Here is a 25,412-nt window from a genome sequence, read left to right on the forward strand (position 1 = left end):
CTACAGCCCTGCCATCAGCTTTTCTTTGGTGATGGGCAAATTGCGCACCCGTTTGCCCGTGGCGTGGTACACGGCGTTCGCTACAGCAGCGGCCAGACCGGTCACGCCGATTTCGCCGATGCCACGCGCGCCAAACTCACCGATATTGTGGTCCGGGTAATCCAGCAGGATGACGTCGATTTCGGGCTGGTCCGCATGCACGGGAACCACGTACTCAGCGTAGTTGTTGTTGACCGGCAAACCGGTACGCGGGTCGTACTCGGCGGCTTCGAACATGGCCATGCCGATGCCCATCACGATTGCGCCCTCAACCTGATTGCGCGCCGCCAGCGGGTTGACCACCTTGCCGACGTCGATGGCGCTGACCACTCGCGAGACACGCAGGCTTGAGATGCCCGGATCCCAGCGCACCTCGACAAAATGCACACCAAACGAGCGGAACGAGAACTTGTCGGAAGATTGCATGCCGCTCTGAAAATTGCCTTCGGCACGAGACAGACGCTGACCTTTCAGGACGTCGACAAAGCTGACGCGCTGCTCACCGGACACAAGTTGACCGTCTTCGACCTTGATCGAATCAACCTGCTGACCTGCAAAGGCCGCATTCTTGCCCACCGAATACTGACGAAGTTTCTGCAACGCTTCGCGCGTGGCACCGGCAATCGCCGGCATCACACTGGCGGTAACCCAGGAACCGCCGGACACCGGACCCGCAGGAAACGATGAGCTGCCCAGCTCCACTTCAACGCGCTCCATCGGGATGCCGGTGAGCTGGCTGACAGTCTGGGCGATGATGGTGTACGTACCGGTGCCGATGTCCTGCAAACCGCACTGCGCCAGGGCGGTGCCGTCGGAGCGCAGGATCACTCGTGCATCGGTCGGCACCTGAAAGGCCTCCCAGTTGCAGGCACCCATGCCGTAACCGATGATCTCATCGCCGTCGCGCATCGAGCCAACCTCGGCCTTGCGCGCCTGCCAGCCGAAACGCTCGGCCGCCTGATCAATGGCTTCCGGCAAGTGATTGCTGGACCACGGCAGGCTCTGACTCTGGTCCATCTCCGACAGATTGAGCTTGCGAAACGCCAGCGGGTCCATGCCGTTGGCCAGCGCCAGTTCGTCGATAGCCGATTCCAGCGCAAACAGGCCCGGTGCAGCGCCAGGCGCACGCATCGAAGTCGGCGTACCGCGGTTGACCGCAGCAATTCGGTGACTGACCAGCACGTTGTCGCAGCCGTACAGGCTCTTGGTCACGCCGCCACAGGTTTCGGTGTAGTCGTCGAGCGTCGAAGTGCTGTTGAAGGACTCGTGACGGATAGAGACCAGCTTGCCGTTCGCATCGCTGGCCAGACGCAGTCGCTGCCGCGTTTCCGGACGATGACCGACCGTGGTGAACATTTGCGCGCGGGGCAGTACCAACTGGACCGGGCGTTGGGTCACCTTTGACGCTGCACAGGCGGCGACCGAGTGCGGCCATGGCCAGAGCTTGCCACCGAACCCGGAACCAATGAACGGCGCACGCACCTCGACACGGTCCGGCGGCAGATCGAATACGTTTGCCAGCAGATTGCGATGGTTCACGACACCCTGAGTGCTTTCATACACATAGAGCTTGCCGTCCTGCCACCACGCGGTGCTCGCGTGCATCTCCATCGGGTTATGCACTTCGACCGGTGTGGTGTAGGTCTGATCGACCTTTCTGCTCGCGGCGAGGAACGCCCCGTCCGGGTTGCCACGTGTATGTCCGGCACCGCCGTCGCGGGCGCCATTGTTGCGCAGCGCTTCCTGCAAATCCTTGACCGGCTTGTTCTCCTGATAGTCGACCTTGACCCGATGAGCCGCAGCCCTGGCCTGCTCGAAACTCTCGGCCACGACCAGCGCCACGAACTGGCCTGGGTAATAGACCCGATCATCCTCGAATGGCAGGCGATGCTCGTCGGCCTTGCTCGCCGACAACAGCGTCGCAAAACTGAACGCCGTTTCAGGCGTACGGTGCAACTCGGGAAAATGGCCGTGATGGAAAACTTCGACCACGCCGGGCATTTTGCGCGCGTCCTGATCGTTGACCGCGAGTATCCGGCCACTGCCGATGGTGCTGTAGACGCCGTACGCGTACAGCATGTCTTTCATGGGGTGGTCGGCGGCATAACGCGCCTCGCCACTGACTTTCTTGCCGCCGTCGATACGACGCTGCGGGATGCCGATAATCTGTTCGCTCATGGAAAATTCCTACGCCGTTAGGTCACGAAGGTTACGGACGATGACCTGCTCACCCAGCGGGATCTTGAAGGCGTTGTGTTCATAGGCTTTGGAGCCTTTCATGGCCAGGGCAGCCACCCTGGCGAAGGTGTCCATGTCGGCACGCTGACCGATCAGAGCACGCTCGGCCTCGACCGCGCGCCACGGTTTGGTGCCGACGCCGCCCAGCGCGATGCGCGCGTCGGTGACACGTTTGCCGTCCGTCACCACGATGATCGCGCTGGAGGCCAGGGCGAACTGATAGGAGGTGCGGTCACGCAGCTTCAGATAACCGGAACGACTGCCCGACAGCGGCGCGTCGAGGGTCACGTGGGTGACCAGTTCATGAGGCGCCAGCGCATGCTCGCGTTCAGGTGTGTTGCCCGGCAGCAAGTGGAAGTCGGCGAAAGGAATGTCCCGGCTGCCACTCGGCCCCTGCACAGTGACCTGCGCGCCCACTGCCGCCATGCCCACGCACATGTCCGAAGGATGGGTCGCAATGCAGTGATCGCTGGTGCCCAGTACGGCGTGCACGCTGCGGTTCATCCCGCCGATGGCGGCGCAGCCTGAGCCCGGCTCACGCTTGTTGCAGGCCGAGATCCCGTCGCGAAAGTACGGGCATCGCACGCGCTGCATGAGGTTGCCTGCCGTGGTGGCCTTGTTGCGCAGTTGCGTGGAAGCACCTGCCAGCAGGGCTTGCGACAGGACCGGATAGCGCTCCCGGACCAGAGGATGACTGGCCAGCGCCGTATTGCTGACCAGCGCGCCAATGCGCAGACGGCCGTCCGGCAGCGATTCGATCTGCTTGAGTGCCAGGTGATTGATATCCACCAGTTGCCCGGGTTGCATGATGTCGAGCTTGACCAGGTCCAGCAGCGTCGTGCCGCCTGCCAGATAGAAACGCTCACCCTCGCCTGAAGCCGTACTGACGGCCTGTGCAGGTGTGGTGGCCTTTGCATAATCGAAGGTTCTCATCAGACCGTTCCCCCTGCCTTCGGCATCTTCGAGCGCGCCGACTGCACCGCCGACAGAATGTTCTTGTAGGCCCCGCAGCGGCAGATGTTGCCGCTCATGGCTTCGCGGACGCTGGCGTCATCGGAGGGGATATTCGGGTCGTTGAGAATCGCCACGGCGCTCATGATCTGGCCCGAGGTGCAATAACCGCACTGATAGGCATCGTGTTCCCAGAAAGCTTCCTGCACCGGATGCAGCTTGCCGTTCTCGGCGAGCCCTTCGATGGTGGTGATGCTGTCGCCATCGTGCTGAATGGCAATCGACAGGCAGGAGTTGATGGCCACCCCGTTGACCAGCAGCGTGCATGCCCCGCACTGGCCGTGATCACAGCCTTTCTTGGTGCCGGTCAGTTGCAGGCGGTCACGCAGAACATCAAGGAGGACGGCATTGGCCGGTACGTTCAGCGCGTGAGTCTGGCCATTGACCTTCAATTGAATGCGGTACTCGCCGACGCCGGGGGCGTCAGTGTCTTCCACCACGACCGGCGCAGGCGCAGGCGCGGCCTGGAGCATCCCGTCGGCAGGTATCCATGTCGACAGGGTCGCGGCGGCGATTCCAGACGCTCCGAACTTCAGAAAATTGCGTCGTGAAGGCTGCACGGCGTCGGCGACAGTTCCTTTGTGCGTCTTGGTATCACTCATCAGAATCACCTTGTCATAGCCGTCACTGCTGTGAAGTGGCGGGCGTTATTTATTGTGCTGGGCGTGGTGGTGTGGCGAGGGCTGGTTCAGGTCCCTTCAACGCATGCAGTCCGGGCAGACACGTGCCCGGAGCGTCATGGCATTACGGTTGGCATATGTCTTTAACTGACTGACACGCTGAAAGTTCAACGTTTTGGTCCAGGTTCAGATCAGGCAGCTGTTGCGGGATGTTTACGGATCACCGTCTTTGGCGCGCGACATTCAGGACGAGCAGCGCCGGGACATGCATTGGCCGAGTAATGACGTTAGCACCCGACTCAATGGAGCATTAGCTGCCGCGCGTTACTTGAAGTCATGAGGAATGCTCATCAATCGTCGGCATTGAACCTGCACGACCTCGGTCGGGCTGGTATGCGGCGGGTTCCGAGCGGAACGAGGGGCAAATGACCATGCCGTATTTCGGCCAGAACACGGTTTCCTGTCAAGGTTATGGCGAGCGTGACGATAAAGGCTGGACACGCCTTGTTTCGTTTGGTCGGGCGTAAGGATGTCGGTGTGTAGATAACACCTCGCGTAGACACCTCACAATATGCGAAAATGCCGCGTCTTGCCGATATGGCACCATGGCGTGCCGTCTAGGACGAGCACAAAAAATACGCCTCAGAGCGTGTCTCCATGACCCCCATGCGGCGTCCAAGACTCCGTGAACAGGCTGATCAGATGCGCATTGCGCAATACGACGGGATTTATTTCCCGATGTTGCGTTGCATCAATTGGCACATGTCGCTTCATGACGCTGAATCCAACGACGATAAGAAGCCAGCGCAGTAGGACATAAAGTGAGGTCTTGAGCAGTATTGTATTGGCCTTGTATGTCCACCTCTAGCCCCTGAAGGTGCGGGCGTTTGTCGCATGCTTGCGGTGTACGCAGAATCCGGATCCCCCAGGAGCTGTCGGCGGATGGCATTTATCAAATGGATTACAGCATGTTGAAGAAAGTGAACACGGCCCTTCTGGGTCTGGCGATGTCGCTCGGGATGATGCCCGCGCACTCCGCCGAAGCCAAGAAAGTAGATGTACTGATGGTCGGCGGCGGCATCATGAGCGCCACCCTGGCAGTCTGGCTCAACGAGCTTGAGCCGAGCTGGTCCATGGAAATGGTCGAGCGCCTCGATGGCGTGGCCGAAGAAAGCTCCAACGGCTGGAACAACGCCGGTACCGGTCACTCCGCCCTGGCCGAGCTGAACTACACCCCGGAAGACAAGAACGGCAACGTCGACATCTCCAAGGCCATCGAGATCAACGAAGCGTTCCAGATCTCTCGTCAATTCTGGTCCTGGCAGGTCAAGACCGGCGTTCTGAAGAACCCGCGTTCGTTCATCAACTCCACGCCGCACATGAGCTTCGTGTGGGGCGACGACAACATCAAGTTCCTGCGCAAGCGTTACGCAGCACTGCAAACGAGCCCGCTGTTCAGCGGCATGCAGTACTCCGAGGACCACGAGCAGATCAAGAAGTGGGTTCCATTGATGATGGAAGGTCGTGACCCGGCGCAGAAGCTGGCCGTGACCTGGAGCCCGATTGGCACCGACGTGAACTTCGGCGAGATCACCCGTCAGTTCGTCGCCAACCTGCAGACCAAATCCAACTTCGATCTGAAGCTGTCGAGTGAAGTCCAGGACATCACCCGCAATGACGACGGCAGCTGGCGCGTCAAGTACAAGAACCTGAAAGACGGTACCGAAACCGAGACCGATACCAAGTTCCTGTTCATCGGCGCCGGCGGTGCCGCACTGCACCTGCTGCAAGAGTCGGGCATTCCTGAAGCCAAGGAATACGGCGGCTTCCCGGTCGGCGGTTCGTGGCTGGTGACCGAGAACCCTACCCTGGCCATGCAACACATGGGCAAGGCTTACGGTATCGCGTCCACTGGCGCGCCACCCATGTCGGTTCCGCACCTGGACACCCGTGTTCTGGACGGCAAGCGCGTGATCCTGTTTGGCCCATTCGCCACCTTCTCCACGAAGTTCCTGAAAAACGGTTCCTACCTGGACCTGCTGACCAGCACCACCACGCATAACGTGTGGCCAATGACCCGCGTCGGCATCGCTCAGTACCCACTGATCGAATACCTGGCTGGCCAGGTCATGATGTCCGATGACGACCGTTTTGCTGCCCTGCAGCAGTACTTCCCGAACGCCAAGAAAGAAGACTGGCGCCTGATGCAGGCCGGTCAGCGCGTTCAGATCATCAAGCGTGACGAAGAGAAAGGCGGCGTCCTGAAACTGGGTACCGAAATCGTTGCTTCCAAGGACGGCTCCATTGCCGGTCTGCTGGGCGCTTCGCCAGGTGCTTCGACGGCTGCTCCGATCATGCTCGGCGTGCTTGAGAAAGTGTTCAAGGACAAGGTAGCGACTCCGGCCTGGCAGGAAAAACTGCACCAGATCGTTCCAAGCTACGGCACCAAGCTGAACGAAAACCCGGATCGCGTTGCACAGGAATGGGCCTACACCGCCGAAACCCTGCAACTGACTCCACCGCCACCTGTAAACAAGGCAACGGCCGCTGCTGCGCCTGCTGCCCAGCCTGCAGAGAAGCGTGAAAGCAACCCTGCCAGTGACATGGCGCTGTAAGGCCCTCAAGCCTGAAGCAAGGCCCTGCCGGATCTGATCTGGCAGGGCCAACCAATGTCACCATGAACACCCTGCAAGAGCGCCGCTTTTGCAGGGTGTTTTTGTTTTATCGTCCGATCAGACACTTCATGGCAACGTCCTGTTGCGCAACGTGAATCCGCCTGAAAGGTGCTGTTTTACCCGCCGCTGACAACGCAAGGAATAATTAACGGCTGACAGCCCGAGTGTCGGCGCATTTCTTGCTGCACTGTTTGCAAAAAAACAGGTCAGAATATTTCTGACCTGCGCGCCTGCCCGTCCCCGTGGGGAATCATGGGTGGAAAACCCGTCACGCATGTCCGTATCCATCCCCTGTTTGGCCGAATCATACCCCTTGGTGTAATAAGTAATTGATTCAAATGCTATAAGCTCGGCCGGTCATGACTACGTCAGGGTAGGCAATAAACAACCCGCTCCCAGCGCCGGTGCACAGATCGACACCGTCATGCTCCGCCACGATGCGCAAGCACTGCTGTTACTTCTGATACAGGTCTAACCATGGATTTTGAAGCAAGCGGTACGGCTACACAGATCGATTTCGTAACAGATAAAGCACCCGGTCCCGAGGAAGCCATTCGCTTCGGGGCCTTCGTGCTGCTTCCACGCCAACAGGTCCTGTTCAAACACGCCCAACCTGTGCCCTTGGGCAGTCGCGCCATGTCGTTGCTGGTCGCACTTGCCTCACGTCCCGGCGAACTGCTTGAGAAAGCAGAACTGCTGGCCGTGGCCTGGCCGAAGGCAGTGGTTGAAGAGTGCAACCTTCGCGCGCAGATCGTCGCCCTGCGCAGAGCATTGGGAGACGATGAAGACTTCAGTTGCATCGTGACCGTACCGGGTCGCGGCTATCGGTTCAGCGCACCCGTGACGATCCAGACCGCGCCACAGGTCGTCGCTCCGCCTCCTGAACCTGTGGCAGCGACACAGGACGCCAAACAGCCTGTACTGGGCCGTGATGATCTGATTCGCCGCCTGACCGATCAGCTTCTGACCCAGCGACTACTGACCCTCACCGGCCCCGGTGGCGTCGGCAAGACCACCGTCGCGCTGGCTCTGGCTGACAGCCTCGCTACCCGATCATCGCTGAGCAGCGCATTTCTCGACCTGACGCCCGTCAGTGGAGCCCAGTCGGTAAAGGGCATGATCGCCAGTGCGCTTGGCCTTAACGCAGACGACGAGAACCTTCTGCTGGATATTACAGGGGAGCTGGCAGAGCGCCCGCAGTTGCTGGTACTCGACAATTGCGAACATGTGCTGGAAGAAACCGCCACAGCGGTCGAAGCCTTGCTGGCCAACACCACGCGATGCTGCGTGGTGGTCACCAGCCGTGAGCCGTTAAGGGCAAACGGTGAATGTGTCCACGAACTGGCGTCCCTGCAGGTGCCTGGCGAGCACCCGCCATTGACCGCAGCCGAGGCGCTCACGTTTTCCGGTGTGGAATTGTTCATTACCCGAGTCCGGGAGCAGGATCCCGGCTTTGTCTTCCATGATCGCGATACGCACAGCGTGGCAGCCATCTGTCGCAAGCTGGACGGCAACCCGCTGGCAATCGAGCTGGCCGCCGCCCGCGTCCGGACGTTTGGCATTCATGAACTGGTCGGCCTGCTCGATGGCAGCTTCCGCCTGCAGATGACCGGACGCCGCACCGCCCTGCCCCGTCAGCGGTCTTTGAGCGCAGCACTGGACTGGACCTACGGCATGCTCACCGGGCATGAGCAGGCACTGCTGCGACAGCTGTCCATTTTCAATGGCTCGTTCGCACTGGACGGGGTCATGGCGACGGTCAATATCGGTCTGCCCGATGTGCGCATGACCCTGCCGATGCTGGAAAGCCTGCTGGACAAATCATTGCTTGGACGATTCGATCACAGCCACGGCAAACGCTTTCGGCTGCTGGAAACGACCCGTCTGTACGCCCATGAAAAACTGGTGCAGCTCGATGACCTGGATCGCCTGTCGCGCGCGCATGCCAACTGGGCCCTGAGCCTGCTCGACGAGGCCAGGCAGGACCTGGACCGGTTGTCCCATGACGCCTGGACTCGGCGTTACGCGGTGGAGATAGATACCGTGCGCGCCGCCCTCGCCTGGGCCTTTTCCCCCGAGGGCGACCGGCAGATTGGCGTCGAGCTCACGTTACGCAGCGCTCCGTTGTGGATGAGGCTATCGCTGGTCCATGAATACCAGGACTGGGTCAACCATGGCCTGCCTCGCCATGTGGAGATGGCGCAGATGGACCGGCACCAGCGCATGCGACTGCTGACGGTGTCGGGCAGCATCCTGATGCTTACGTACGGCGCCGGACAGAAAATGCGCGAGATCTGGCAACAGGTCGGCGAGGATGCCGATGCGCTGAACGACACGGAATACCGCCTGCGCGCGCTGTGGGGACAATGGAACGACCATACCTGCAGCAATCGTCACGTCCAGGGCCGACAGATCGCCCTGCAGTTTCTGGCGCTTGGCAAGGATCATCGGATCGCCGATTGCCAGCTTCTGGGCAAACGCATGCGAGCCACCAGCGCGTTCTATATGGGCGACATGAAAACCGCCGGTCAGGCCGCTCATGAAGCCTTGGGCGCACCTCTTTCAGCATCTTCCTATGCCGTGGACATGCATTTCGACCAGCGTATCGCCGCCCAGTCGCTGAGGGCGCAAGTGCAGTTGATGGTGGGCAATATTGGGCAGGCCATGGTGGCGCTGGACACCAACATCAGACAGGCCGTTGCGCTGGGCCACCCTGCCACCATCTGGTACACACTCGCGTTCAGCGCCATTCCGGCCACCCTGATCGCAGGCACCCTGCACAAGACCCGGCAGTTTCTCGAATTGCTCAAACAGAGCAGCGAACGGCAGCCGCTGCATGTCTGGCGTCAGTTGACCTGCTGCTATGAAAGCATTCTGACCATTCGTGAAGGCGATGCGACAACGGGTACACCGCGGCTGGGCGAAGCGCTTCAGCAACTGCGACGTCATGTGGAAACCCCGCTGCACTCGATGCTCAATACCGAATACGTGCTGGGCCTAGCAGCGCTGGGGCTGCAACCGCTGGCGCTGGAGACGCTCGACGAACTGGTGGTCAATGCCGTGAAACGCAATGACCGCTGGTACCTCCCCGAGATGATGCGCATCAAGGCGCAACTGATGCTCGACCAACCCCAGGCGCATGCGCTGGAAGACGTCCGCACGGTGCTGGCCCAGGCGCTCGAAATATCGCGACAGGACGGCACGCATTTCTGGGCATGGCGCATCAACGCCGACCTCAATCGACTGAAGGTCGTCAACGGCACGCCAGCCACTCGATATCGCCCTGCCATGCATTGACAAGAGGCACACCGGGTCAGATCAACCGGTGTGCCACCAGCGCGTCGGCCACCGCCTGAAAGGTGTTTTCCGGTACCGGATCACCGGCCACGCTACGTTTGGCGATCTGTTCGGCAAGCCCGGCATCCGCCCAGACGGCAATGCCCAGCGGTGCAGCCTGCGCCAGCAACTGGACGGACTCTTCAGGCGAACCTCGGCAGACCACCACCGGCACGGGCGTTTCGCCACGCACGTAACGCACGCCGACCACCCAGTTACCGCCGATGCCGATCATCAGCGACGCCCGTCCCAACCCCAGCTTCGTTGCCAGCGCCTGCATCTCGCGCCGCTGGCGCTGACGCTCGCGCTTGATCAATGGGTCGCCGTCGACATCCTTGCGTTCGCGTTTCTGTTCACTGCGACTCATCTTCATGTCGCGCCCGAACAGCCAGCGCTGCATCAGGACGTCCACCGCACCCACCAGCAGAAACGCCGCCAGCACGGTGAACACCAGCGGTTTGAGCACCAGGTAAAACGTCGATTCGATGCAGCCGGCACCACAGCGTGAAGACTCCATCAATGCCTGTAGCGCCTGGCGTCCGACGATATAGAACGCCAGCGCCAACAGCAACACCTTGACCAGCCCCTTGAGAAACTCGATCAGGTTGCGCATGGCGAAAATCCGTTTGAAGCCTTCGCCGGGATGGATGCGCTTGATGTCCGGCTTGACCGGTTCGACCGAAAACACCACGCCGCGCATGGTCACAATATTGGTCAGGATGACCGCCGCGACTGTCACGGCGACCACCGGCAAGGTGATGCCCAGCACGATTTGCTCGGCATGGTCGAGCAGCCTTGGCCAGACGTCGGCAAACGGTTCTATGTAGATGTTCGCTGTCAGGTCGATCAACGCCTCGACCTGAGCGCGGGCCTTGGGCAACAGCACGGCAATGCATAGCGTACACAGCAGAATAACCACGCCGGACACCAGATCCTGACTCTTGGCGACCTGGCCCTTCTTGCGTGCGTCACGCAGTTTTTTGTCTGTGGCCGGCTGGCTTTTCTCCTCGCTGGTATCGGCCATTACGGTGCCTCGCTCGCCAGCGCCTTGAGCACCTCGACCGTCCCTCGAAACTGCGCCAGCTGGTCAATCATCACCGGGATCAGGAAGCTGATGTACACCACCATCAACACTGCAAAAAACAGGTTCTTGACCGGTAGCGACAAGTCGAAGATATGCAGGCTCGGCGCCATTCGCGACAGGTACGCCAGCATCAGATCGGTGATCAGCATTGCCACCAGTAGCGGCGCCACCATCAATACGCCGATGCGCATGACCTGATCCAGAATTGCCAGAATCGACATGAGTGCGGCGCTGCTGAACAACGGAGTGAACTCGGTCACCGGCCATAACTGGTAGCTGTGGTAATAGCCATCGACCATCAGGATGAAGCCGCCTGACATGAAGAACAGCGCAATCAGCATCACCGTGAACAGCGTGGCCATGACACTGGCCTCGCCCTGCCCCAGCGGATCCACCAGTTGCTCCATGGTCGAGCCGCGCTGCAGATCGATCAGTTCACCGGCCACTTCCGCAGCCCAGAACGGAATGCCGAACAACAGGCCGATGAGCAGCCCGATCAGCAATTCCTTGACCATCAACCCGGCCAGAAAGAACCCGCTGTGTTCGGGCATCGACGTGAACGCAGTGAATACCGGCAGAATCATCGGCACGGATATCGCCACGGCGACGCAGCCACGAATCATCCCGGTCAACCCGAGGCGATTGAACGCCGGTGTGATGATCACCACGCCCATCGCCCGCGAGGCCGCCAGCGACGCAGAGCTGATCACCGGATAGGCGATCTCGATGAATGCATTGGTCAGTTCGGCATCCATGGTGCGTCAGCGAGTCCACAACGGAAAATTGTCGAGCACCTGATTGCCCAGTTCGGCCACCTGCCCAGCCAGCAACGGCCCGACAAACACAATCACCAGCAGCACCCCGACGAGCTTGACCACCTGAGGCAGGGTCTGGTCCTGGATCTGGGTCAACGCCTGCAGCAACCCCACACTCAGGCCGACGACGATGGCAACCGCCAGCGCAGGCGCCGAAAGCAGCAGCACCGTCATCAAGGCCTGGTTCATCAGCGAAAGAAACACATCCTGCCCCATGACGTCAGCCTCCGTAGCTCAGGATCAACCCATGCATCAGCCGCGACCAGCCGCTCAATGCCACGAACAGAAAGATCTTCAGGGGTATCGAAATGAGCGTCGGCGAGACCATCGACATGCCCATCGCCATCAGCACGTTGGAGACCAGCAGGTCGACCACCAGAAACGGGATGTACAACAGAAAGCCGATCTCGAAGGCACGGGTCAGCTCGGAACTGACGAACGCGGGGATCAGCACCACCAGATCGTCGTCACGCAGATCGGCTCGCGCTTCGGGTGACCAGATAGTTTCGGTCGCCTGAACGAAAAAACCACGCTCGTTCTCGTTGGCGTATTTCGATAAATGCGCCTGCAAGGGTGGCCGCAGTGCGCTGCCGAGTTCTTCGAGTTGCTGCACATTCTGCAGGCTCAGATCTCGCCCCTGAACCTGTCGGTACATGTCGCCGATCAAGGGCGTGGTCACGTAGACCGAAAGAATCAGGGCGATGCCGTACAGCACCAGGTTCGGTGGCGTCTGCTGCACGCCCAAGGCGTTACGAATCAGAAACAGCACCACGGATATCTTCATGAAACCGGTCAGTGTCACCACGGCCAGCGGAATCAGGCCAATGGTCGCAACGACCAGAATGATCTCGATGAGGTTCGGCTGATAGCCGTTCATGGCGCATTGAAACCCAGCAGGCGCACGCCCAGGCCATCACCAATGCGCACCAGCTCTCCCCGACCTATGCGTCGTCCGTTCACCATCAGGTCCACCTCGTCCTGACCGGACGAGGCCAGCGGCAGCAGCGTCCCGGGGGCCATTGCGCGCAGTTGCTCAAGCGTCAGTTCAACACTGCCCAACTGGCAGACCAGCGTCAGCGGCAGCGCGTCCAGTGAGACATCCAGGTCCGGCATTACGGTAGGTTCATTCATTGCTTCATTCCTGTTGAAATGGGTTGCCGCGCTTGGGTCGGGGTCGGAACCGCGCCATGGTCCGCACCACTCGAGCGAACGCCCAGAGCGTCGTGCGTGAGCCTGAAGGTGCTGACCGATGCGCAGACGAACCTGATCGTCAGGCAGCGTGTCGAGCATCACCACGTCGCCCGGCGCGAGACTGCGCAGCTCGTCCACGCGCAGCGGCGCATGTCCCGCCTCGGCACTTATCACCAGCCTGAGCGCTTGCAGCGCACCCTGATCAGACATTGCGTAGCGCTCCAGCAGAGCGGCGACGTGATCAGCTGCGACGCTGTTCATCCGCAGTTCCACGCGCGCTGCCGGGAAGTCTGCGATGTGCACCTCCAGCGTGACACCGAGGCAACGTGCCGTCGGGTCCGCGGCCCAGGGAACCACCTGCAGGGGTTCACCCAGAATGGCTTCAAGGGGTTCGATCCAGCCCAGCCAGGCCTGCTCCAGCAACAACGCCTCGTTCTGGCGGTCAATGGCCGAGCCGGGTTGCCAGGTCATCCCGGACCGCTCAAACAAGGGCTCCGGCACCCTCAACTCGACCAATGTCTGGCCGATCATCAGGGCAACCGACACGCACGGTTGATCGACATCCCTACCGCAGGCCCACTGCACTCGCATCGGCTGACCGCGCAGCACGCCATGCCAGTCGGCCACGCGGCGATGCAGGCGGTTGTGCAGGCTGAGCACATCGGGGTCGAACGACGGCAGGTCCGACAGCGCGGCGCCATTGAAGGAGGTTTCGTAAGCCGTCACCGCTCGCCTCCAGCGCCTGTTGCACTGCTTGCGTCGACGCTCAGGGCGTTATCGCTCGACGAGCCCGACTGCTCGGCTTCGTCGCGCTGCTCACCCAGACGCGTTTCGAGGCTCAGGCGCTGTTCAAGCAGGCTTTGCCATGCCTGGCTCTGTTGTTGACGTTGCCTGTGCTCGGTGCGCAGCCGCTCACGAGCCTGCTCCTCGGTTTCAACGTTCAGCACAGCGGCGTTGACCTCGGCCTGCAGCGCCTCACGTTCTTCATCCAGTTGCTTGAGGTGCTCTTGGGCCGCCTGCCAGGCACTCACTGAAATGCCCTCGCTGAACAGACCGTAGGCCTGCTCTGCTTCCTGCGCGCGTCTCTCGCGGTGCAGGCGTAAGGTTTCTCTGGCCTGATCAAGGTGATGTTCGGTTTCACGGCAACGCTCGCGTTGAGTGGCCAGATGAGCAGAGGCACGCTGCTCACGCAGCAGGCGCAGGGCTTGCAGGTTATGCAGATCAGCCGTCTTCATTGGGTTTCTCCGTGACGCAGCCCATTGGGACTTCCGTGGTTGAGTACGCTCATGCCAGTACCTTGCGCATATGCGCCAGGGTCTGTGCGAGGGTGTCGTGTTCAGCGGCAGGCTGGCGCAGGAATGCTTCTATTGCTGCATGACGGGCAATCGCTTCATCCGCCAGCGGGTCACTGCCCGCGGCGTATTCACCGACCTGAATGAGCAGTTCTATCGCCTGACGGCGAGCAATCAGTTCACGCATCCGCGACGCCAGTTGCCTGTGCGCCGCCGAAGCCACCTGCTCCATCAAACGGCTGCGGCTGTGCAGCACATCAATGGCTGGAAAGTGATCACGCTGTGCCAATTCGGCGCTGAGTACGATGTGGCCGTCGAGAATCGAGCGGGTTTCTTCGGCGACCGGGTCCATCGCTGCGTCACCTTCGGTAAGCACGGTGTACAAGGCGGTGATGCTGCCGGTCGGGCCTGGACCGGCGCGTTCCAGCAGCCGTGGCAGCGCCGAGAAAAACGAGGGCGGATAGCCGCGCCGGGTCGGGGGCTCGCCGACAGCCAGGCCGATCTCGCGCTGGGCACGGGCGAAGCGGGTCAGGCTGTCCATCAGCAACAGCACATTGCGTCCCTGATCGCGATGGTATTCAGCCTGAGCGGTCGCCACGTAGGCCGCCCTGACCCGCTCGGCGGCAGGCCGGTCCGAGGTGGCGACAACGGCAACGGTTCGGGCACGCGCCGCCTCGTCCAGTTGCCCCTCGAGCAGTTCGCGCACTTCGCGCCCACGCTCGCCGATCAGGCCGATGACAATCACGTCTGCGTCACTGTTGCGGACAATGCTGGCCAGCAACGATGACTTGCCCACACCTGGCTCACCAAAGATGCCCATGCGTTGCCCGCAGGCGACGGTCAGCAGACTGTCAATGGCGCGTACACCCAGCGACAGGGGTTCGACGATACGCTGGCGGCTGAACGGGGCCGGTGGCTCGGCGTGCAGCGGGTAGCGCTGCAGACCGAGGGTGGCGGTCAGCGCCGGGCCGTCAAGAAATTCACCCATCGGGCTGATTACCCGACCGAGCAAGGCATCCCCCACCTGCACACCCATCGCCTGTCCGGTGGCGATGATCCGGGTACGGGTCGACAAGCCCTCCATTGAGCCAATAGGCGAGAGGATCGCATCGTCCTCATCAAAGCCGATCACTTCAACCGACAGTTCCCGGCCATTGCCAGGATCACGCAGCAGGCACAGCTCGCCGATGCGCACCCCGGCCACGCTTGCACGCAGCAACACACCGCGAATGCTGCGCAAGGTGCCGTGCATCGGCCGCGGCTGGGCACGCTGCAGACGCTGGTTCAAGCCACCGATCAATGCGGCCAGGGCTTCACTCATGGCGCTCACCCTCGGCCAGCGGCAACAGCGCGCGTCGCAGGTTGTCCAACTGCGCATCCAGCCCGAGTTCCACCGAGCCCGCCGGACTGCCCAGCCTTGCCTGACCGGCTTCAAGCTGGTCATCGCCTTCCACATTCAGCGCCTGCAACGACAACGAGCCTTGCGCAATGTGCTGACGCAGACGTTCGACTTCATTGCGGGGCACATACAGCGTCAGCACCTGATCCTGGCGAAACGCCGACAAGGCCTGAGCCGTGCAGCGCACGAGCCGCTCGCGCCCGTCCAGTTCACCCAACACCTGGCGAGCGATATTCAGCGCCAGTTCGGCGAGCGAAGTCTCAAGACCTGCAAGGTAGCGATCCACCTGGGCGCTGGTCTGCGCCAACAGCGCGGCGGCCTCCTCGGCACCCTGTCGGCGAGCGTGTTCGAAACCTTCTGCACGAGCCTGCTCCAGCCATTGCGCGCTGTCCTCACGCACGCGGCGGGCCTCGTCATGCGCGGCCTCCACAAACGCGTAACCGTCGATCCAGCGGGCCGCGTCGGCAGCCCGCACGATGCGTGTGCCAGGGCGGGTCGGCAGCTCACTCATGGTCGTTTCCTTGTGCACGCTTGAGCAGATGAGCGGCCACGACCTGCACCACCCGGACCTGTCGTTGATCCTCGGGTTGATCCGGCTCAGGACATTCCAGACGCAGCTGCAGCCAGGCCCGCAGGTCCGCAGGCTGGGCACCCAGCCAGGTGGCCACGCAGAACGCGCCGTCGCGGTCGATGGCCTGAGCCAGCTCGGCCGGGGTCCGAAGCAGGTCAGCCGCACCCGCCAGATGCCGATGCGCCAGCGCGAAGGCAAAGGTTTCTTCACCCAGCAATTGGCGGTATTCGCTGACCACCTGACCGCGAATTTCCCGGCTCAGTGTTGCCGCGTGCCAGACCGCGCCACACAGGCGCGGCAGACGTGCAAAATCGTTGTCACTCAGCAGCAGGACCGGCAAGTCCTGCTCGGCAGGCAACGCCAATTGCGCCAACGGCTGTAAACCAAAATGATGGTTCAACAAGCTCTCAAGACGCGAAGCAAAGCGTGGCGATTCGCGCAGGCTCGCAAGGTCGGCAGGCGCAAGGTCGTGCACCAGGCAGTCACTGACACAACGCTCGCGAACAAAGGCCAACGGCTGTTCAGTCAGCGCTTGCCACCGCCCCGTCAACCCGGCACTCATGGCGCATCACTCAGGACGTAAGCCCCTTCAGCCTTTTGCCGCTTCCAGAGCTGGCGGCCCAGAATCGCGGCCAGCACCAGAGCAATCAGCAACAGCGTGCCGAACAGCCATCTGGCCCGAGGCACGTCGTCTTCAAGCATCCATAACCCGAGAAAGCTACCGAGTTGCGGACCGGCAGAGGCGTTGGCTGGCAGCACCGCCTTGATCGCAGTCACGGAAACCCCGTCGTAACCCAGTCCGGAAATGCCATTGGCGACCAGGGTCTTGATCTGCGGAATCAACACATTGATGTCGGTTTTCGGATCGAAACGCACCAGCACCGAAGCCGACGACGGCGAGATCACCCGCTTGAGCAGATCGTTGTCGGGCAGCACCACATGCACTCGCGCAGACAGGATCCCGTCGATCTGCGAAACGGTGTGCGACAGTTCCTCGCTCAGCGCGTAGACCATCTGCGCACGCTCCTGAACGGGTGAGGACACCAGGCCATTGCCCTTGAATACTTCACCCATGTTGGAAAAACTCTGCCCCGGCAGACCGGCGTCATCCAGCACCGCCATGGCCTGTGCGAAGCGCTTCTCGTCCACCATGACCTTCAACTGGCCGTTGTCCTGAACCTTGCGCGAAGCCGGAATGCCGTCGCGCAGCAGCACGGCGAGCATGGCATTGGCCTCGCGCTCGCCCAGGTTGGTGTAGAGATCGACATCACAGGCCTGCAACAGGCTGGCAAGCGCGGACACGATCAGCAGGCGCAGGACACGACGGCATCTGGGCATGGTTCATTGACCTTTGAGAAGGGTGTTGGCGGAACCGGATATCTGCGTGGCCCCGCGCACCACCATCTGGGTTTCGATGGAGTAGTCGAACATCCGGCCCAGCGACTGCACGATGCGATCAACCTGGGGACCGCCTGTCTTGCTCATATCCTGAGCAGCGCTTGCCTCAGGTGCCTGCGCGTGACCGGTGGACGAAGGTGCACTGCCATGGGTCATCGCGTCGGCGCGTTCGGAGAACTGCCGTGAGCGGTCGATGAAGCCGTCCAGACGCTCCATGAGGTTGCTGCCGATCTGGTGCGGGCTTGCGCCCTGCGGCATCCCCTTGGCGCTTTCGGCCATGTGTTCGAAAAGGTTCTGCGAGGCCTGCATGCCCCCGCCTCCTCCCGGCGACGGCAAGGCAGCCGCCGCCGGTGATGCAGCCAGATTGACGGTCATGGTCGATCCTTATTCAGAGTCATCATCGGACTGCGCTTCGTTCAGCATTTCCTGAGCGCGCGGCATGATGATGAATTGCCCGCCGATGGTGACGGCCTGGGTGATCAGCGCATCGTTGAACTCAGCGTCGCTGGACGCCTGTGTGGCATTGTCGACGGCTGCGTTGAAACGCGACTCCTGACTGGAAGGGTTGATATCGGTCGTGCTGTCTACCGGATTCACGGACATGAGTGATGCTCCTTTGGGTTATTGACGGTCATTGGTGACCTGGGTGACGACACCGCCACGGAATACCCGCACACCGCGCTCACGCACCACAGGTGCAGCCTCGGCGACAGGTTGACGATCAAGGTGTTGCTGGATCTGCGCCAGGTACGCAGGCGGACCGGACACGAACAGGCTGTCGTGATCGGGGCTGGCACGACTGGACATCGGCTGGCCCGAGACCTCCAGCTGCGCCAGGTAGTGCTGCAGTTCATCCAGCTTCGGCCCCGGCAGGTCGAACACCCGGGTGCCGACTTCATCCGACTGGGCGATGTGCAGCACATTGCCGTCGAAATACCAGCTCAGCTGATTGGCGTCGCACAGCCGGGACAGAAACTCTCCCGCACTGGCGCCGCGCACGGTGCCCCGCGCCGCGCCGCGCACCTTGTCGGAGAACACCACGATCAGGTCCAGGTTCTGGCCGAATTCGGTCAGGGCACCGCGGATATCCTGATCCACCAACACGTAGGCGTAAGGTTTGGAAAACCAGTCCGGCTCGTGATCGGGTGCAGCATTAAGCACACAGGAAAACCCGGCCAGCGCCAGCACCATGAGGCTGCGTGCTACGACGTGCTCAAGCCTGAAGAGCGCCATGGCGACCTCCTTTCTGCGCAACGCCTGCCGGGAACAAAGCGGGCTGAATCAGGCTCAGAAAACGGTCGCAATTGCGCGCCGAGTCGATAAGATGGCGCTCGCCTGCAACAGCCCTCGGCGGATGATTCGCCTCGCCCGATCCACTTTCACAAGAGCCTTGTCCATGCCCCCTCGTTCCGTGTCCACGCTGTTGCTGCTCGGCTGTCTGACCCTGACGGCCTGTGCCACTCAACCCCGCAGCGATGCCAGCTACGAGCGGTTCATGCAACTGGCGGCGGACCTGGAAAAGCGCGGCGACCCGACCACGGCGGCATCGTTCTACCAGCGCGCCACGCAGCAGCCCGAGGCCGGTGTCGAGTCGTGGCTCAAGCTCGGTGATGCCCTGCTCGCCAGTAACGATACCCGGGGTGCAGAGCGGGCTTTTCAACGTGCGCTGGAACTCAAGGCCAACGACCCTGACGCCTTGCTGGGTCTGGGCACGGCACAGTTGCGTCAAGGCAAGCTGGAGCGCGCCGTCACCGCCTTGAACCAGGCGGCGGATGCGTCGCAACAGCCGACGGCCTGGAACCGACTGGGCATCGCGCACATCCTGCTGGGTCAGGCCAAACCGGCCCAGACTGCGTTCAACACCAGCCTGCGCCTTGCCCCGAACGATCTGGACACCCGCTGCAACCTGGCGCTGGCCTACGCGCTGGGCGACGACAGTCAGAAGGCGTTGCAGACCATCGAAACGGTCAGCCAGTCGCCATTGGCGCAGCCCAGGCATCAGCGCAACGAATTGCTGGTCATGGTCCTGGCCGGGCGAGAGAAGGACCTCAAGGGCATGAGTTTCGAGGACATTCCGAAGGCCGAGCGCAGTAAGTTGATCACCGAGGCGCGCCGCATCAAGGCGATCAAGGATCCTGCAGCGCAGGCCCAGGCACTGGGGCTTGTCGACGGCCGCTGAGTTCATCGAGCCTCCCGGGTGTCGGTGCTGGCCTGCTGCTCGGCCTGACGGCGACGCAGCTCTTCACGGTCATAACCGTCGATGTACACCTGCGCGGCACGGCCGACCGGCGCCGCCATGGTCGGCCCGGTGTCACGCCCGCGCAGCACGTCCGCACGCTGCTCGACCATCTGCAACAGAATCAGATTGCTGGCGCAGCCAGGCGGCAGCAACGCCTGAAAGTCTTCACCGACATCGATGTCATCCTGCGCCGCAGGCTGGGCACACGCCTGAGGCACCAGTTCGATACGGCCGTCTGCGCGGGTGATTGCGGTGTAGTCCGGCGAATAACTGACCGGGTCAAGATGCGTCTTGCAGCCGCCCAGCAGGCAGAGAAACAGACACGCAAAGGGAACGGGCAACGCTGGATTGAAGTTCATGGCCTGCTCCTTTCAGTTCATGTAGAAGCCGAATGCGCCACCGGTGCGCGGGCTGGCGGATGCCGTGGCGGCCGCGCGCTGCTTGTCCAGCGGCGTGGCCACTACGCGATCCTTGACCGGCTCGACGAGGTACGGCGTGATCAGAATCACCAGCTCGGTTTCGTTGCGCTGGAACCGTTTGGAGCGAAACAGATTGCCCAGAATCGGCATGTCGCCGAGCATCGGCACCTTGTCCATGTCCTGACTGCTTTCACGCTGGAACAGCCCGGCAATGGCGAAGGTCTGACCGCTGCCGACTTCGACCCGAGTGTCCGCACGACGTACGCGAAACGACGGCACTTGATAACCGTTGACGTCCAGCGTGGTGGTGCTCATCAGACTGCTGACCTCCGGGCGCACCTGCAAGGCGATTCGCCCGTTCGGCAGCAGCGTCGGACTGAACAGCAATGACACGCCGTACGGCTTGTATTCGATCCCGACGACCTCGCGATTGACCGGTACCGGTACCGCCACCTCGCCACCGGCCAGAAAACTGGCGGTCTGTCCGGTCATCGCCGTAATGTTCGGTTCGGCCAGCACTTCAAGCACACCGTTGCTTTGCAACGCCTCCAGCATGGCGTCGATATTCACGTTGCCCGAGGCCAGTCCCGCGCTGATCACATTCGAGGCGCCGCCTGCCGCACCGCTCGCCAGGCCGCCACCGGTCAGCAGACCGAAGGAGAACGTGCCGTTGTTGAACAGCGCGTTCCAGTTCACGCCGTAGCGCAGCAGTTCGGAGCGCGACACTTCGGCGAAACGTACCCGGATGTTGACCTGAGCAGAGCCCGCGTAGGTGGCGCTGTTGACCGTTGACTGAAAGTTCTGCCCTTCGGTGCTCAACAGCGCATTGAGGTCGGTGGCCTCGCCCACGTCCTGCACCGCGCCATCGGCCACCAGACGGTTGCCGGTGGCCTTGATACGCGTCTGGCTCTGCGGATGAAGCGCCTTGAGCGGCCGTGAGACGGCCGAGGTGCCGCTGTTGATCGACAGGCTCAGCGTGGCGGTCTCCTGCCCTTCAGCGTCCAGCGCAATCAGGCTGGTCTCCCCGGCCGCCTTGCCGAACACGTAGATCACGCCGGGCGACACCACCTGCAGATCGGCAATCCCCGGTTCGGCAACCATCACCGAATCCACGGGTGCCGAAAAATGCAGAACCCGGCCTTCGCCGATTCCCAGATCGATCGTGCCTTTGGCACCTTTGCCGATGTTCTCGGCGCTGGCGTGGCTGCTCAGGAGCAACACGCCAAGGCTGAAGAAAAACGTACGCAGTGCAGCTACTGAACAAGTCATGAGGCAGTCGCCAGTGAAGAGACGGACCCGGCACCTGAGGCCGGGCGCGTATTGATATCGGTCAGGCTGAGGGTGCCGACCGCCTGAAGGTTGTATTCGCCCGCCAGCTCTCTGAAGGACAGCACGGCCAGTTGCAGCTCGCCGCGCACGATCATGCGGCGGATACCCCGACGCAGTTCGGGGTGCACCAGCAGCACGGTCGAATCGTTTTCCGGCAACAGGTCACACAAGCGGCGCAATTGCACGAGCAGCGTGCGGGCGATGTCGTCCGGGACCGAATCACGCCCCTTGTCCAGGCGGCTGATGGCGGCACGCAACTGCTCTTCCAGCGCCGGGGCCAGTACGAACGCGCTGATCACCCGGTTGCGGTCGGCGTACTGATGACTGATCTGCCGCGCAAGTCCGGCACGCAGGTGCTCGGTGAGCCGTCCGGCATCGGATTCGCGGCTTCCCCACTCCACCATCGCTTCCAGCAAACCCCGGCGATTGCGGATGGAAACGCCTTCGGCGACCAGCAGACGCAGTGCTTCGGCCACGCGCTGCAACGGCAGGATGCGCAGCACCTCCTTGATCAGCTCACCGTATTTGCCCTCCAGTTGCTCCAGCATCACGCGGGTTTCCTGGATCCCCAGAAAGTCGGCGGCGTAACGGCGCAACGTGCGATCAAGCACCTCACGCAACACCTCGTCGGCAAACAGAAAGCCGATACCGGCCTCCTGCAATTGACTGGCGTGCTCGCGCTCCACCCAGCGACCGGAACGTTCACTGATCGGTGACGGCGCCTCGCGAGGCTCGACAGCGAGCAACTGGGCGTGCACGGGATCGTCCTGCAGCAGCAGCCATTGCCCGTCGAATTCACCTTCGCAGACGGGCACGCCTTCCAGCTCGACCTGAAAACGGTCTGCGGACATCGAGCGATCCAGGTACACCTCCGGCACCGGCACATCGATGCCAAGGTCGGCGCGAATCTCGTGGCACAGCGCTTCGATCCGCTGCCGCAGCGGCTGCAATGGCGCTACCTGAGCCAGACCGTCTCCGACACTCAGCAGCACTCGACTGTCCAGCGGACGTTCGAACGTTTCCAGCACTTCAGGCGCGTCTGGCTCCATGGCCAGTTCATCGTCCGGCAGGTCGATCGCGGGCACGGAAGCGCCGGTTCTGGCGCGACGCCAGAGCACCACCGCACTGCCGCCCAGCACCGCCGCCAGTGTGACGAACACCAGCAACGGGAACCCCGGCAACAGTCCGACACCCAGCAGGATAAGGGCCGTCAGCCCCAGCGCACGGTGACTGGCGCCCAGCTGCCGGACGATTTCCGTTCCCAGGTCGCGCTCCTCGCCATCACTGTTGACCCGCGTGACCACCGTGCCGGCAGCCACCGAAATCAGCAGCGCCGGAATCTGCGCAATCAGGCCGTCGCCGACGGTCAGCAACGAATAGGTGTGAGCAGCTTCGGCAAACGGCATTCCGCGCTCGACCATGCCGATCATCATCCCGCCCAGCAGGTTGACGAACAGGATCACCAGCCCCGCGATGGCGTCGCCCTTGACGAACTTCATGGCACCGTCCATGGCCCCGAACATCTGGCTTTCGCGCTCCAGACGCGAGCGGCGACGGCGCGCCTCGGCCTGATCGATATCGCCGTTGCGCAAATCGTTGTCGATGCTCATCTGCTTGCCGGGCATGGCGTCCAGGGTGAAACGTGCGGCCACTTCGGCCACACGCTCGGCACCTTTGGTGATGACGACGAACTGCGCCACAGTGATGATCAGAAACACCACCAGCCCGACCACCACTTGACCGGCGATCACGAAATCACCGAAGGCCTTGACGATATGACCGGCGTTGCCGTCCAGCAGAATCAGACGCGTCGTGGTGATCGACAGGGACAATCGAAACAACGTGCTGAGCAGAATCAGCGGCGGCAGCGCCGAAAACTCCACGGAATGATTGATGTAGAAGGCAACGATCAGGATCAGCAGGCTCAGGGCGATGTTCACGCCGATCAGCGCATCGACCAGATAGGTCGGCAACGGAATGATCATCATGGCGATGGCCATCAGCATGAACGCGACGATGATAACGTCGGTGCGCTTGGATGCGATCTGCGCCAGCAGGTTGAGACGATTCATGAACGTCATTGCTCATCCCTCCGCGCGCTCAGGTAGCGTCTGAAGCACTGGCGGGCTTCGTCCTTGCTGCCGGCTTTCCACAAGGCGCGGCTGCGCAACAACAGCAAGGCAGCGCTCTCGCCCTGATAGCTCACCAGACGATCCAGCGCTGCCAACGCCCGGCCGGTATCGCCGCTGTCAGTGAAGGCCAGCACCAGGCTGTGCAGCAGACCGGTGTCGGCCGGGGCCAACTGGATGGCAATCAACAGCATCACCAGCGCCCGTTGCGGCTGACCGCAGCGACGATAAAGATCGCCAAGCCCCTTGAGCAGCTCGACGCAGTCACGATCCTGACTCGCGCTCATGGCTGCACCTGCGCGCGTTGCTGTTCCAATAGCAGACGAATGTCGATCTCCTCACGAATCACGTCTTCGGCCAGCGCCCGGATATCGGGCTCGGCGTCCAGCGCAGGCAAGACTTCGTCGAGCAGATAACGCAGGGTCTGGAGCGAGCGTACGGTGCCGAACAGCTCGGTGCTGGCAGCAGCGGCCTGATCCGTCTGCTCCAGCTCGCCACGCAGCGACCGGCGAACCTTTCTTTCGCGCTGGTCGAGCAATGCTTCGAAACGCGGCGCCTGGCGTGGCGACACCGGAGCGACGCGTTCAACGGCCGGCAGCGGCTCGCCAGGGGATGGAAGTACGGGGCGCAGGTCGACTTTCATAACGTAAACACAAACCTTTCCTGGCCGCGCACCAGACGCACCTGATCATCGGCGATGCCTTCCAGGGTCCAGTTGTCCTGCAGCGCTGCGCCGGGATAGACGCGCTTGCCGTGCTCATCGATCACGTAAGGATCTGGACCGAACCAGACCGCCTGAAAACGTACACGAGGCTTGGCCACCGAAGCTGCCAGCTGCACTTTGGGGGTCAGTACGATGTGTTGGCCGAACTGGCTGTCGAATGCGCGCTGGACCTGCAGCCAGCTACCTTTCTGTTCCGGGGAATAGGTGCCTTCCACACCGAGCTGTCCGCCAGGCCCTGTGCCGTTGTGGCTGACAAGGTGCAACTGTTGAAGCCCAGCGTCTTTCAACGCCTGCTCAAGCCAGCCTTGCGCCTGAGCGAGCGTCGGGGCCGGGGCGGCTGCGGGCAACTGTTTCTGGTTGATGCCCGCTGCTCGTATGGCATCTTCGCGCGGAGCATGCAGCGCAAACGCGGTCGCGCATATCAGCAACAGCGTCAACGCAGCGAAAAGCCCCCAGACCCGAGGGGAGCGGGTGTTCGGAACATCGGAGACGACTGCTTGCAGCCGGTCTGCACGCAGACAAAGCCGGGCCTGACCCAGCTCCAGTTCCACTGGCAGTCGGACTCGCTGACCCGTGCCTGCAGCCAGTACGGCACGCAGGCCGCTGGCGTGAATGAAAGCGACATCACCGCCGCTGGCTTCGATGGCCACCTGACCGCGATCCGCAGGGTCACGACCAAAAACCAGACGCACATGCTGTGCGGCGATATCGGTATCGCTCAGGATGAGGTCGGCAGGCGCGGCGCTGCCGATGCTGTAGCTCGGCTTGTCCAGCGCCAGCGAAACACCCTTGTGCAAACCTTGAAGAATTTCGAGCACACACGTGCTCTGGCCGGGCGCCGCAGTATCGGGCGTCGACTTGAATGAAATCAGGGCTGTCATGATCGAGTCACCACCGTGTGAT

At 62.0% G+C, this 25,412-nt stretch carries 25 protein-coding genes; 3 read left to right on the forward strand and 22 right to left on the reverse strand.

Annotated elements, in window-relative coordinates; translation table 11 throughout:
* The 3 genes from AO065_RS01910 to AO065_RS01920 are packed head-to-tail and all read right to left on the reverse strand — an operon-like array spanning position 1 to position 3,890.
* Positions 1-2,217, reverse strand: coding sequence for a xanthine dehydrogenase family protein molybdopterin-binding subunit (locus tag AO065_RS01910; RefSeq protein WP_004886405.1), 2,217 nt, complete (start codon positions 2,215-2,217; stop codon positions 1-3).
* A gap of 9 nt (positions 2,218-2,226) precedes the next feature.
* Entirely contained in the window at positions 2,227-3,210 is a 984-nt protein-coding gene (locus AO065_RS01915) for an FAD binding domain-containing protein (RefSeq protein ID WP_004886404.1), read from the reverse strand.
* On the reverse strand, positions 3,210-3,890 hold the full coding sequence (locus tag AO065_RS01920) for a (2Fe-2S)-binding protein (RefSeq protein ID WP_004886403.1): 681 nt from the start codon (positions 3,888-3,890) through the stop codon (positions 3,210-3,212). The genes AO065_RS01915 and AO065_RS01920 overlap by 1 nt, the downstream gene beginning before the upstream one ends.
* 986 nt (positions 3,891-4,876) lie before the next feature.
* Here AO065_RS01920 and mqo point away from each other — a divergent pair.
* Both mqo and AO065_RS01930 read left to right on the forward strand, forming a co-directional pair.
* Positions 4,877-6,523 carry a malate dehydrogenase (quinone) gene (gene mqo / locus AO065_RS01925; RefSeq protein ID WP_032652108.1) on the forward strand — a complete coding sequence of 549 codons (1,647 nt, stop codon included), beginning with the start codon at positions 4,877-4,879 and terminating at the stop codon, positions 6,521-6,523.
* Positions 6,524-7,060: 537 nt separating this feature from the next.
* Positions 7,061-9,880, forward strand: a complete 2,820-nt coding sequence (locus tag AO065_RS01930) for an ATP-binding protein (RefSeq protein ID WP_004886401.1) — start codon at positions 7,061-7,063, stop codon at positions 9,878-9,880.
* A 16-nt stretch (positions 9,881-9,896) separates the two neighbouring features.
* Here the strand turns inward: AO065_RS01930 and AO065_RS01935 are convergent, their stop codons facing one another.
* From AO065_RS01935 to AO065_RS01995, 13 genes are read right to left on the reverse strand one after another with little or no spacing between them, the layout of a single operon-like run.
* Entirely contained in the window at positions 9,897-10,943 is a 1,047-nt protein-coding gene (locus AO065_RS01935) for an EscU/YscU/HrcU family type III secretion system export apparatus switch protein (protein WP_004886400.1), read from the reverse strand.
* Positions 10,943-11,758: a type III secretion system export apparatus subunit SctT gene (gene sctT, locus AO065_RS01940; RefSeq protein ID WP_004886398.1), complete on the reverse strand. Its 816-nt coding sequence runs from the start codon at positions 11,756-11,758 to the stop codon at positions 10,943-10,945. The genes AO065_RS01935 and sctT overlap by 1 nt, the downstream gene beginning before the upstream one ends.
* A gap of 6 nt (positions 11,759-11,764) precedes the next feature.
* Positions 11,765-12,034, reverse strand: a complete 270-nt coding sequence (locus AO065_RS01945) for an EscS/YscS/HrcS family type III secretion system export apparatus protein (protein WP_004886396.1) — start codon at positions 12,032-12,034, stop codon at positions 11,765-11,767.
* A 4-nt stretch (positions 12,035-12,038) separates the two neighbouring features.
* Positions 12,039-12,695 carry a type III secretion system export apparatus subunit SctR gene (sctR, locus tag AO065_RS01950; RefSeq protein WP_004886393.1) on the reverse strand — a complete coding sequence of 219 codons (657 nt, stop codon included), beginning with the start codon at positions 12,693-12,695 and terminating at the stop codon, positions 12,039-12,041.
* A complete protein-coding gene (sctQ, locus tag AO065_RS01955; protein WP_004886391.1) occupies positions 12,692-13,735 on the reverse strand; it encodes a type III secretion system cytoplasmic ring protein SctQ in 1,044 nt (347 codons plus the stop codon). The genes sctR and sctQ overlap by 4 nt, the downstream gene beginning before the upstream one ends.
* Positions 13,732-14,244, reverse strand: a complete 513-nt coding sequence (locus AO065_RS01960; protein WP_004886390.1) for a hypothetical protein — start codon at positions 14,242-14,244, stop codon at positions 13,732-13,734. Before AO065_RS01960 ends, sctQ begins: the two co-directional genes overlap by 4 nt.
* 49 nt (positions 14,245-14,293) lie before the next feature.
* Positions 14,294-15,622 carry a FliI/YscN family ATPase gene (locus AO065_RS01965; RefSeq protein WP_004886388.1) on the reverse strand — a complete coding sequence of 443 codons (1,329 nt, stop codon included), beginning with the start codon at positions 15,620-15,622 and terminating at the stop codon, positions 14,294-14,296.
* Positions 15,615-16,211 carry a FliH/SctL family protein gene (locus tag AO065_RS01970; RefSeq protein ID WP_004886386.1) on the reverse strand — a complete coding sequence of 199 codons (597 nt, stop codon included), beginning with the start codon at positions 16,209-16,211 and terminating at the stop codon, positions 15,615-15,617. The genes AO065_RS01965 and AO065_RS01970 overlap by 8 nt, the downstream gene beginning before the upstream one ends.
* Entirely contained in the window at positions 16,204-16,833 is a 630-nt protein-coding gene (locus AO065_RS01975; protein WP_004886385.1) for a hypothetical protein, read from the reverse strand. Before AO065_RS01975 ends, AO065_RS01970 begins: the two co-directional genes overlap by 8 nt.
* Positions 16,830-17,609 (reverse strand): type III secretion system inner membrane ring lipoprotein SctJ, encoded by a 780-nt coding sequence (sctJ, locus tag AO065_RS01980; protein WP_004886383.1) that lies wholly within the window; start codon positions 17,607-17,609, stop codon positions 16,830-16,832. The genes AO065_RS01975 and sctJ overlap by 4 nt, the downstream gene beginning before the upstream one ends.
* Positions 17,610-17,612: 3 nt before the next feature.
* Positions 17,613-18,044: a hypothetical protein gene (locus AO065_RS01985; protein ID WP_032652097.1), complete on the reverse strand. Its 432-nt coding sequence runs from the start codon at positions 18,042-18,044 to the stop codon at positions 17,613-17,615.
* 9 nt (positions 18,045-18,053) lie between these two features.
* Positions 18,054-18,272 carry a hypothetical protein gene (locus AO065_RS01990; RefSeq protein WP_004886379.1) on the reverse strand — a complete coding sequence of 73 codons (219 nt, stop codon included), beginning with the start codon at positions 18,270-18,272 and terminating at the stop codon, positions 18,054-18,056.
* A gap of 18 nt (positions 18,273-18,290) precedes the next feature.
* Positions 18,291-18,860 carry a type III secretion protein gene (locus AO065_RS01995; protein WP_412778561.1) on the reverse strand — a complete coding sequence of 190 codons (570 nt, stop codon included), beginning with the start codon at positions 18,858-18,860 and terminating at the stop codon, positions 18,291-18,293.
* Positions 18,861-19,065: 205 nt separating this feature from the next.
* On the opposite strand from AO065_RS01995, the gene AO065_RS02000 reads away from it, so the two are divergent.
* On the forward strand, positions 19,066-19,848 hold the full coding sequence (locus tag AO065_RS02000; RefSeq protein ID WP_004886376.1) for a tetratricopeptide repeat protein: 783 nt from the start codon (positions 19,066-19,068) through the stop codon (positions 19,846-19,848).
* A gap of 2 nt (positions 19,849-19,850) precedes the next feature.
* Here the strand turns inward: AO065_RS02000 and AO065_RS02005 are convergent, their stop codons facing one another.
* Genes AO065_RS02005 through AO065_RS02030 form a run of 6 tightly spaced genes read right to left on the reverse strand, consistent with a single transcriptional unit; the run spans position 19,851 to position 25,390 of the window.
* Complete coding sequence (locus AO065_RS02005; RefSeq protein ID WP_004886375.1) at positions 19,851-20,267, reverse strand: hypothetical protein; 417 nt, start codon at positions 20,265-20,267, stop codon at positions 19,851-19,853.
* A 12-nt stretch (positions 20,268-20,279) separates the two neighbouring features.
* Positions 20,280-21,596: a type II and III secretion system protein family protein gene (locus tag AO065_RS02010; protein WP_004886372.1), complete on the reverse strand. Its 1,317-nt coding sequence runs from the start codon at positions 21,594-21,596 to the stop codon at positions 20,280-20,282.
* The gene (gene sctV / locus AO065_RS02015) at positions 21,593-23,737 is read right to left on the reverse strand and encodes a type III secretion system export apparatus subunit SctV (RefSeq protein ID WP_004886371.1); all 2,145 of its coding nucleotides are present in this window, start codon (positions 23,735-23,737) and stop codon (positions 21,593-21,595) included. The genes AO065_RS02010 and sctV overlap by 4 nt, the downstream gene beginning before the upstream one ends.
* Complete coding sequence (gene sctY / locus AO065_RS02020) at positions 23,734-24,072, reverse strand: type III secretion apparatus assembly chaperone SctY (RefSeq protein ID WP_004886369.1); 339 nt, start codon at positions 24,070-24,072, stop codon at positions 23,734-23,736. The genes sctV and sctY overlap by 4 nt, the downstream gene beginning before the upstream one ends.
* Positions 24,069-24,428: a hypothetical protein gene (locus AO065_RS02025; protein WP_004886367.1), complete on the reverse strand. Its 360-nt coding sequence runs from the start codon at positions 24,426-24,428 to the stop codon at positions 24,069-24,071. Before AO065_RS02025 ends, sctY begins: the two co-directional genes overlap by 4 nt.
* Entirely contained in the window at positions 24,425-25,390 is a 966-nt protein-coding gene (locus AO065_RS02030) for a SctD/MshK family protein (protein WP_004886365.1), read from the reverse strand. The genes AO065_RS02025 and AO065_RS02030 overlap by 4 nt, the downstream gene beginning before the upstream one ends.
* Positions 25,391-25,412: the final 22 nt, after the last annotated feature.

This window comes from Pseudomonas viridiflava (assembly GCF_001642795.1).
Lineage (GTDB): Bacteria > Pseudomonadota > Gammaproteobacteria > Pseudomonadales > Pseudomonadaceae > Aquipseudomonas > Aquipseudomonas viridiflava.

Bases quoted from the DNA above. Each gene is read 5' to 3' on its own strand.
- AO065_RS02030 (WP_004886365.1), bottom strand. From the start codon at position 25,390: ATGACAGCCCTGATTTCATTCAAGTCGACGCCCGATACTGCGGCGCCC.
- AO065_RS02005 (WP_004886375.1), bottom strand. From the start codon at position 20,267: ATGAACTTCAATCCAGCGTTGCCCGTTCCCTTTGCGTGTCTGTTTCTC.
- AO065_RS01985 (WP_032652097.1), bottom strand. From the start codon at position 18,044: ATGACCGTCAATCTGGCTGCATCACCGGCGGCGGCTGCCTTGCCGTCG.
- sctJ (WP_004886383.1), bottom strand. From the start codon at position 17,609: ATGCCCAGATGCCGTCGTGTCCTGCGCCTGCTGATCGTGTCCGCGCTT.
- AO065_RS01975 (WP_004886385.1), bottom strand. From the start codon at position 16,833: ATGAGTGCCGGGTTGACGGGGCGGTGGCAAGCGCTGACTGAACAGCCG.
- AO065_RS02010 (WP_004886372.1), bottom strand. From the start codon at position 21,596: ATGACTTGTTCAGTAGCTGCACTGCGTACGTTTTTCTTCAGCCTTGGC.
- AO065_RS01915 (WP_004886404.1), bottom strand. From the start codon at position 3,210: ATGAGAACCTTCGATTATGCAAAGGCCACCACACCTGCACAGGCCGTC.
- sctR (WP_004886393.1), bottom strand. From the start codon at position 12,695: ATGAACGGCTATCAGCCGAACCTCATCGAGATCATTCTGGTCGTTGCG.
- AO065_RS01995 (WP_412778561.1), bottom strand. From the start codon at position 18,860: ATGGTGCTGGCGCTGGCCGGGTTTTCCTGTGTGCTTAATGCTGCACCC.
- sctV (WP_004886371.1), bottom strand. From the start codon at position 23,737: ATGACGTTCATGAATCGTCTCAACCTGCTGGCGCAGATCGCATCCAAG.
- AO065_RS01960 (WP_004886390.1), bottom strand. From the start codon at position 14,244: ATGAAGACGGCTGATCTGCATAACCTGCAAGCCCTGCGCCTGCTGCGT.
- AO065_RS02025 (WP_004886367.1), bottom strand. From the start codon at position 24,428: ATGAAAGTCGACCTGCGCCCCGTACTTCCATCCCCTGGCGAGCCGCTG.
- AO065_RS01970 (WP_004886386.1), bottom strand. From the start codon at position 16,211: ATGAGTGAGCTGCCGACCCGCCCTGGCACACGCATCGTGCGGGCTGCC.
- AO065_RS01920 (WP_004886403.1), bottom strand. From the start codon at position 3,890: ATGAGTGATACCAAGACGCACAAAGGAACTGTCGCCGACGCCGTGCAG.
- AO065_RS01990 (WP_004886379.1), bottom strand. From the start codon at position 18,272: ATGTCCGTGAATCCGGTAGACAGCACGACCGATATCAACCCTTCCAGT.
- AO065_RS01965 (WP_004886388.1), bottom strand. From the start codon at position 15,622: ATGAGTGAAGCCCTGGCCGCATTGATCGGTGGCTTGAACCAGCGTCTG.
- AO065_RS01935 (WP_004886400.1), bottom strand. From the start codon at position 10,943: ATGGCCGATACCAGCGAGGAGAAAAGCCAGCCGGCCACAGACAAAAAA.
- AO065_RS02000 (WP_004886376.1), top strand. From the start codon at position 19,066: ATGCCCCCTCGTTCCGTGTCCACGCTGTTGCTGCTCGGCTGTCTGACC.
- AO065_RS01945 (WP_004886396.1), bottom strand. From the start codon at position 12,034: ATGGGGCAGGATGTGTTTCTTTCGCTGATGAACCAGGCCTTGATGACG.
- AO065_RS01930 (WP_004886401.1), top strand. From the start codon at position 7,061: ATGGATTTTGAAGCAAGCGGTACGGCTACACAGATCGATTTCGTAACA.
- AO065_RS01910 (WP_004886405.1), bottom strand. From the start codon at position 2,217: ATGAGCGAACAGATTATCGGCATCCCGCAGCGTCGTATCGACGGCGGC.
- sctT (WP_004886398.1), bottom strand. From the start codon at position 11,758: ATGGATGCCGAACTGACCAATGCATTCATCGAGATCGCCTATCCGGTG.
- sctY (WP_004886369.1), bottom strand. From the start codon at position 24,072: ATGAGCGCGAGTCAGGATCGTGACTGCGTCGAGCTGCTCAAGGGGCTT.
- mqo (WP_032652108.1), top strand. From the start codon at position 4,877: ATGTTGAAGAAAGTGAACACGGCCCTTCTGGGTCTGGCGATGTCGCTC.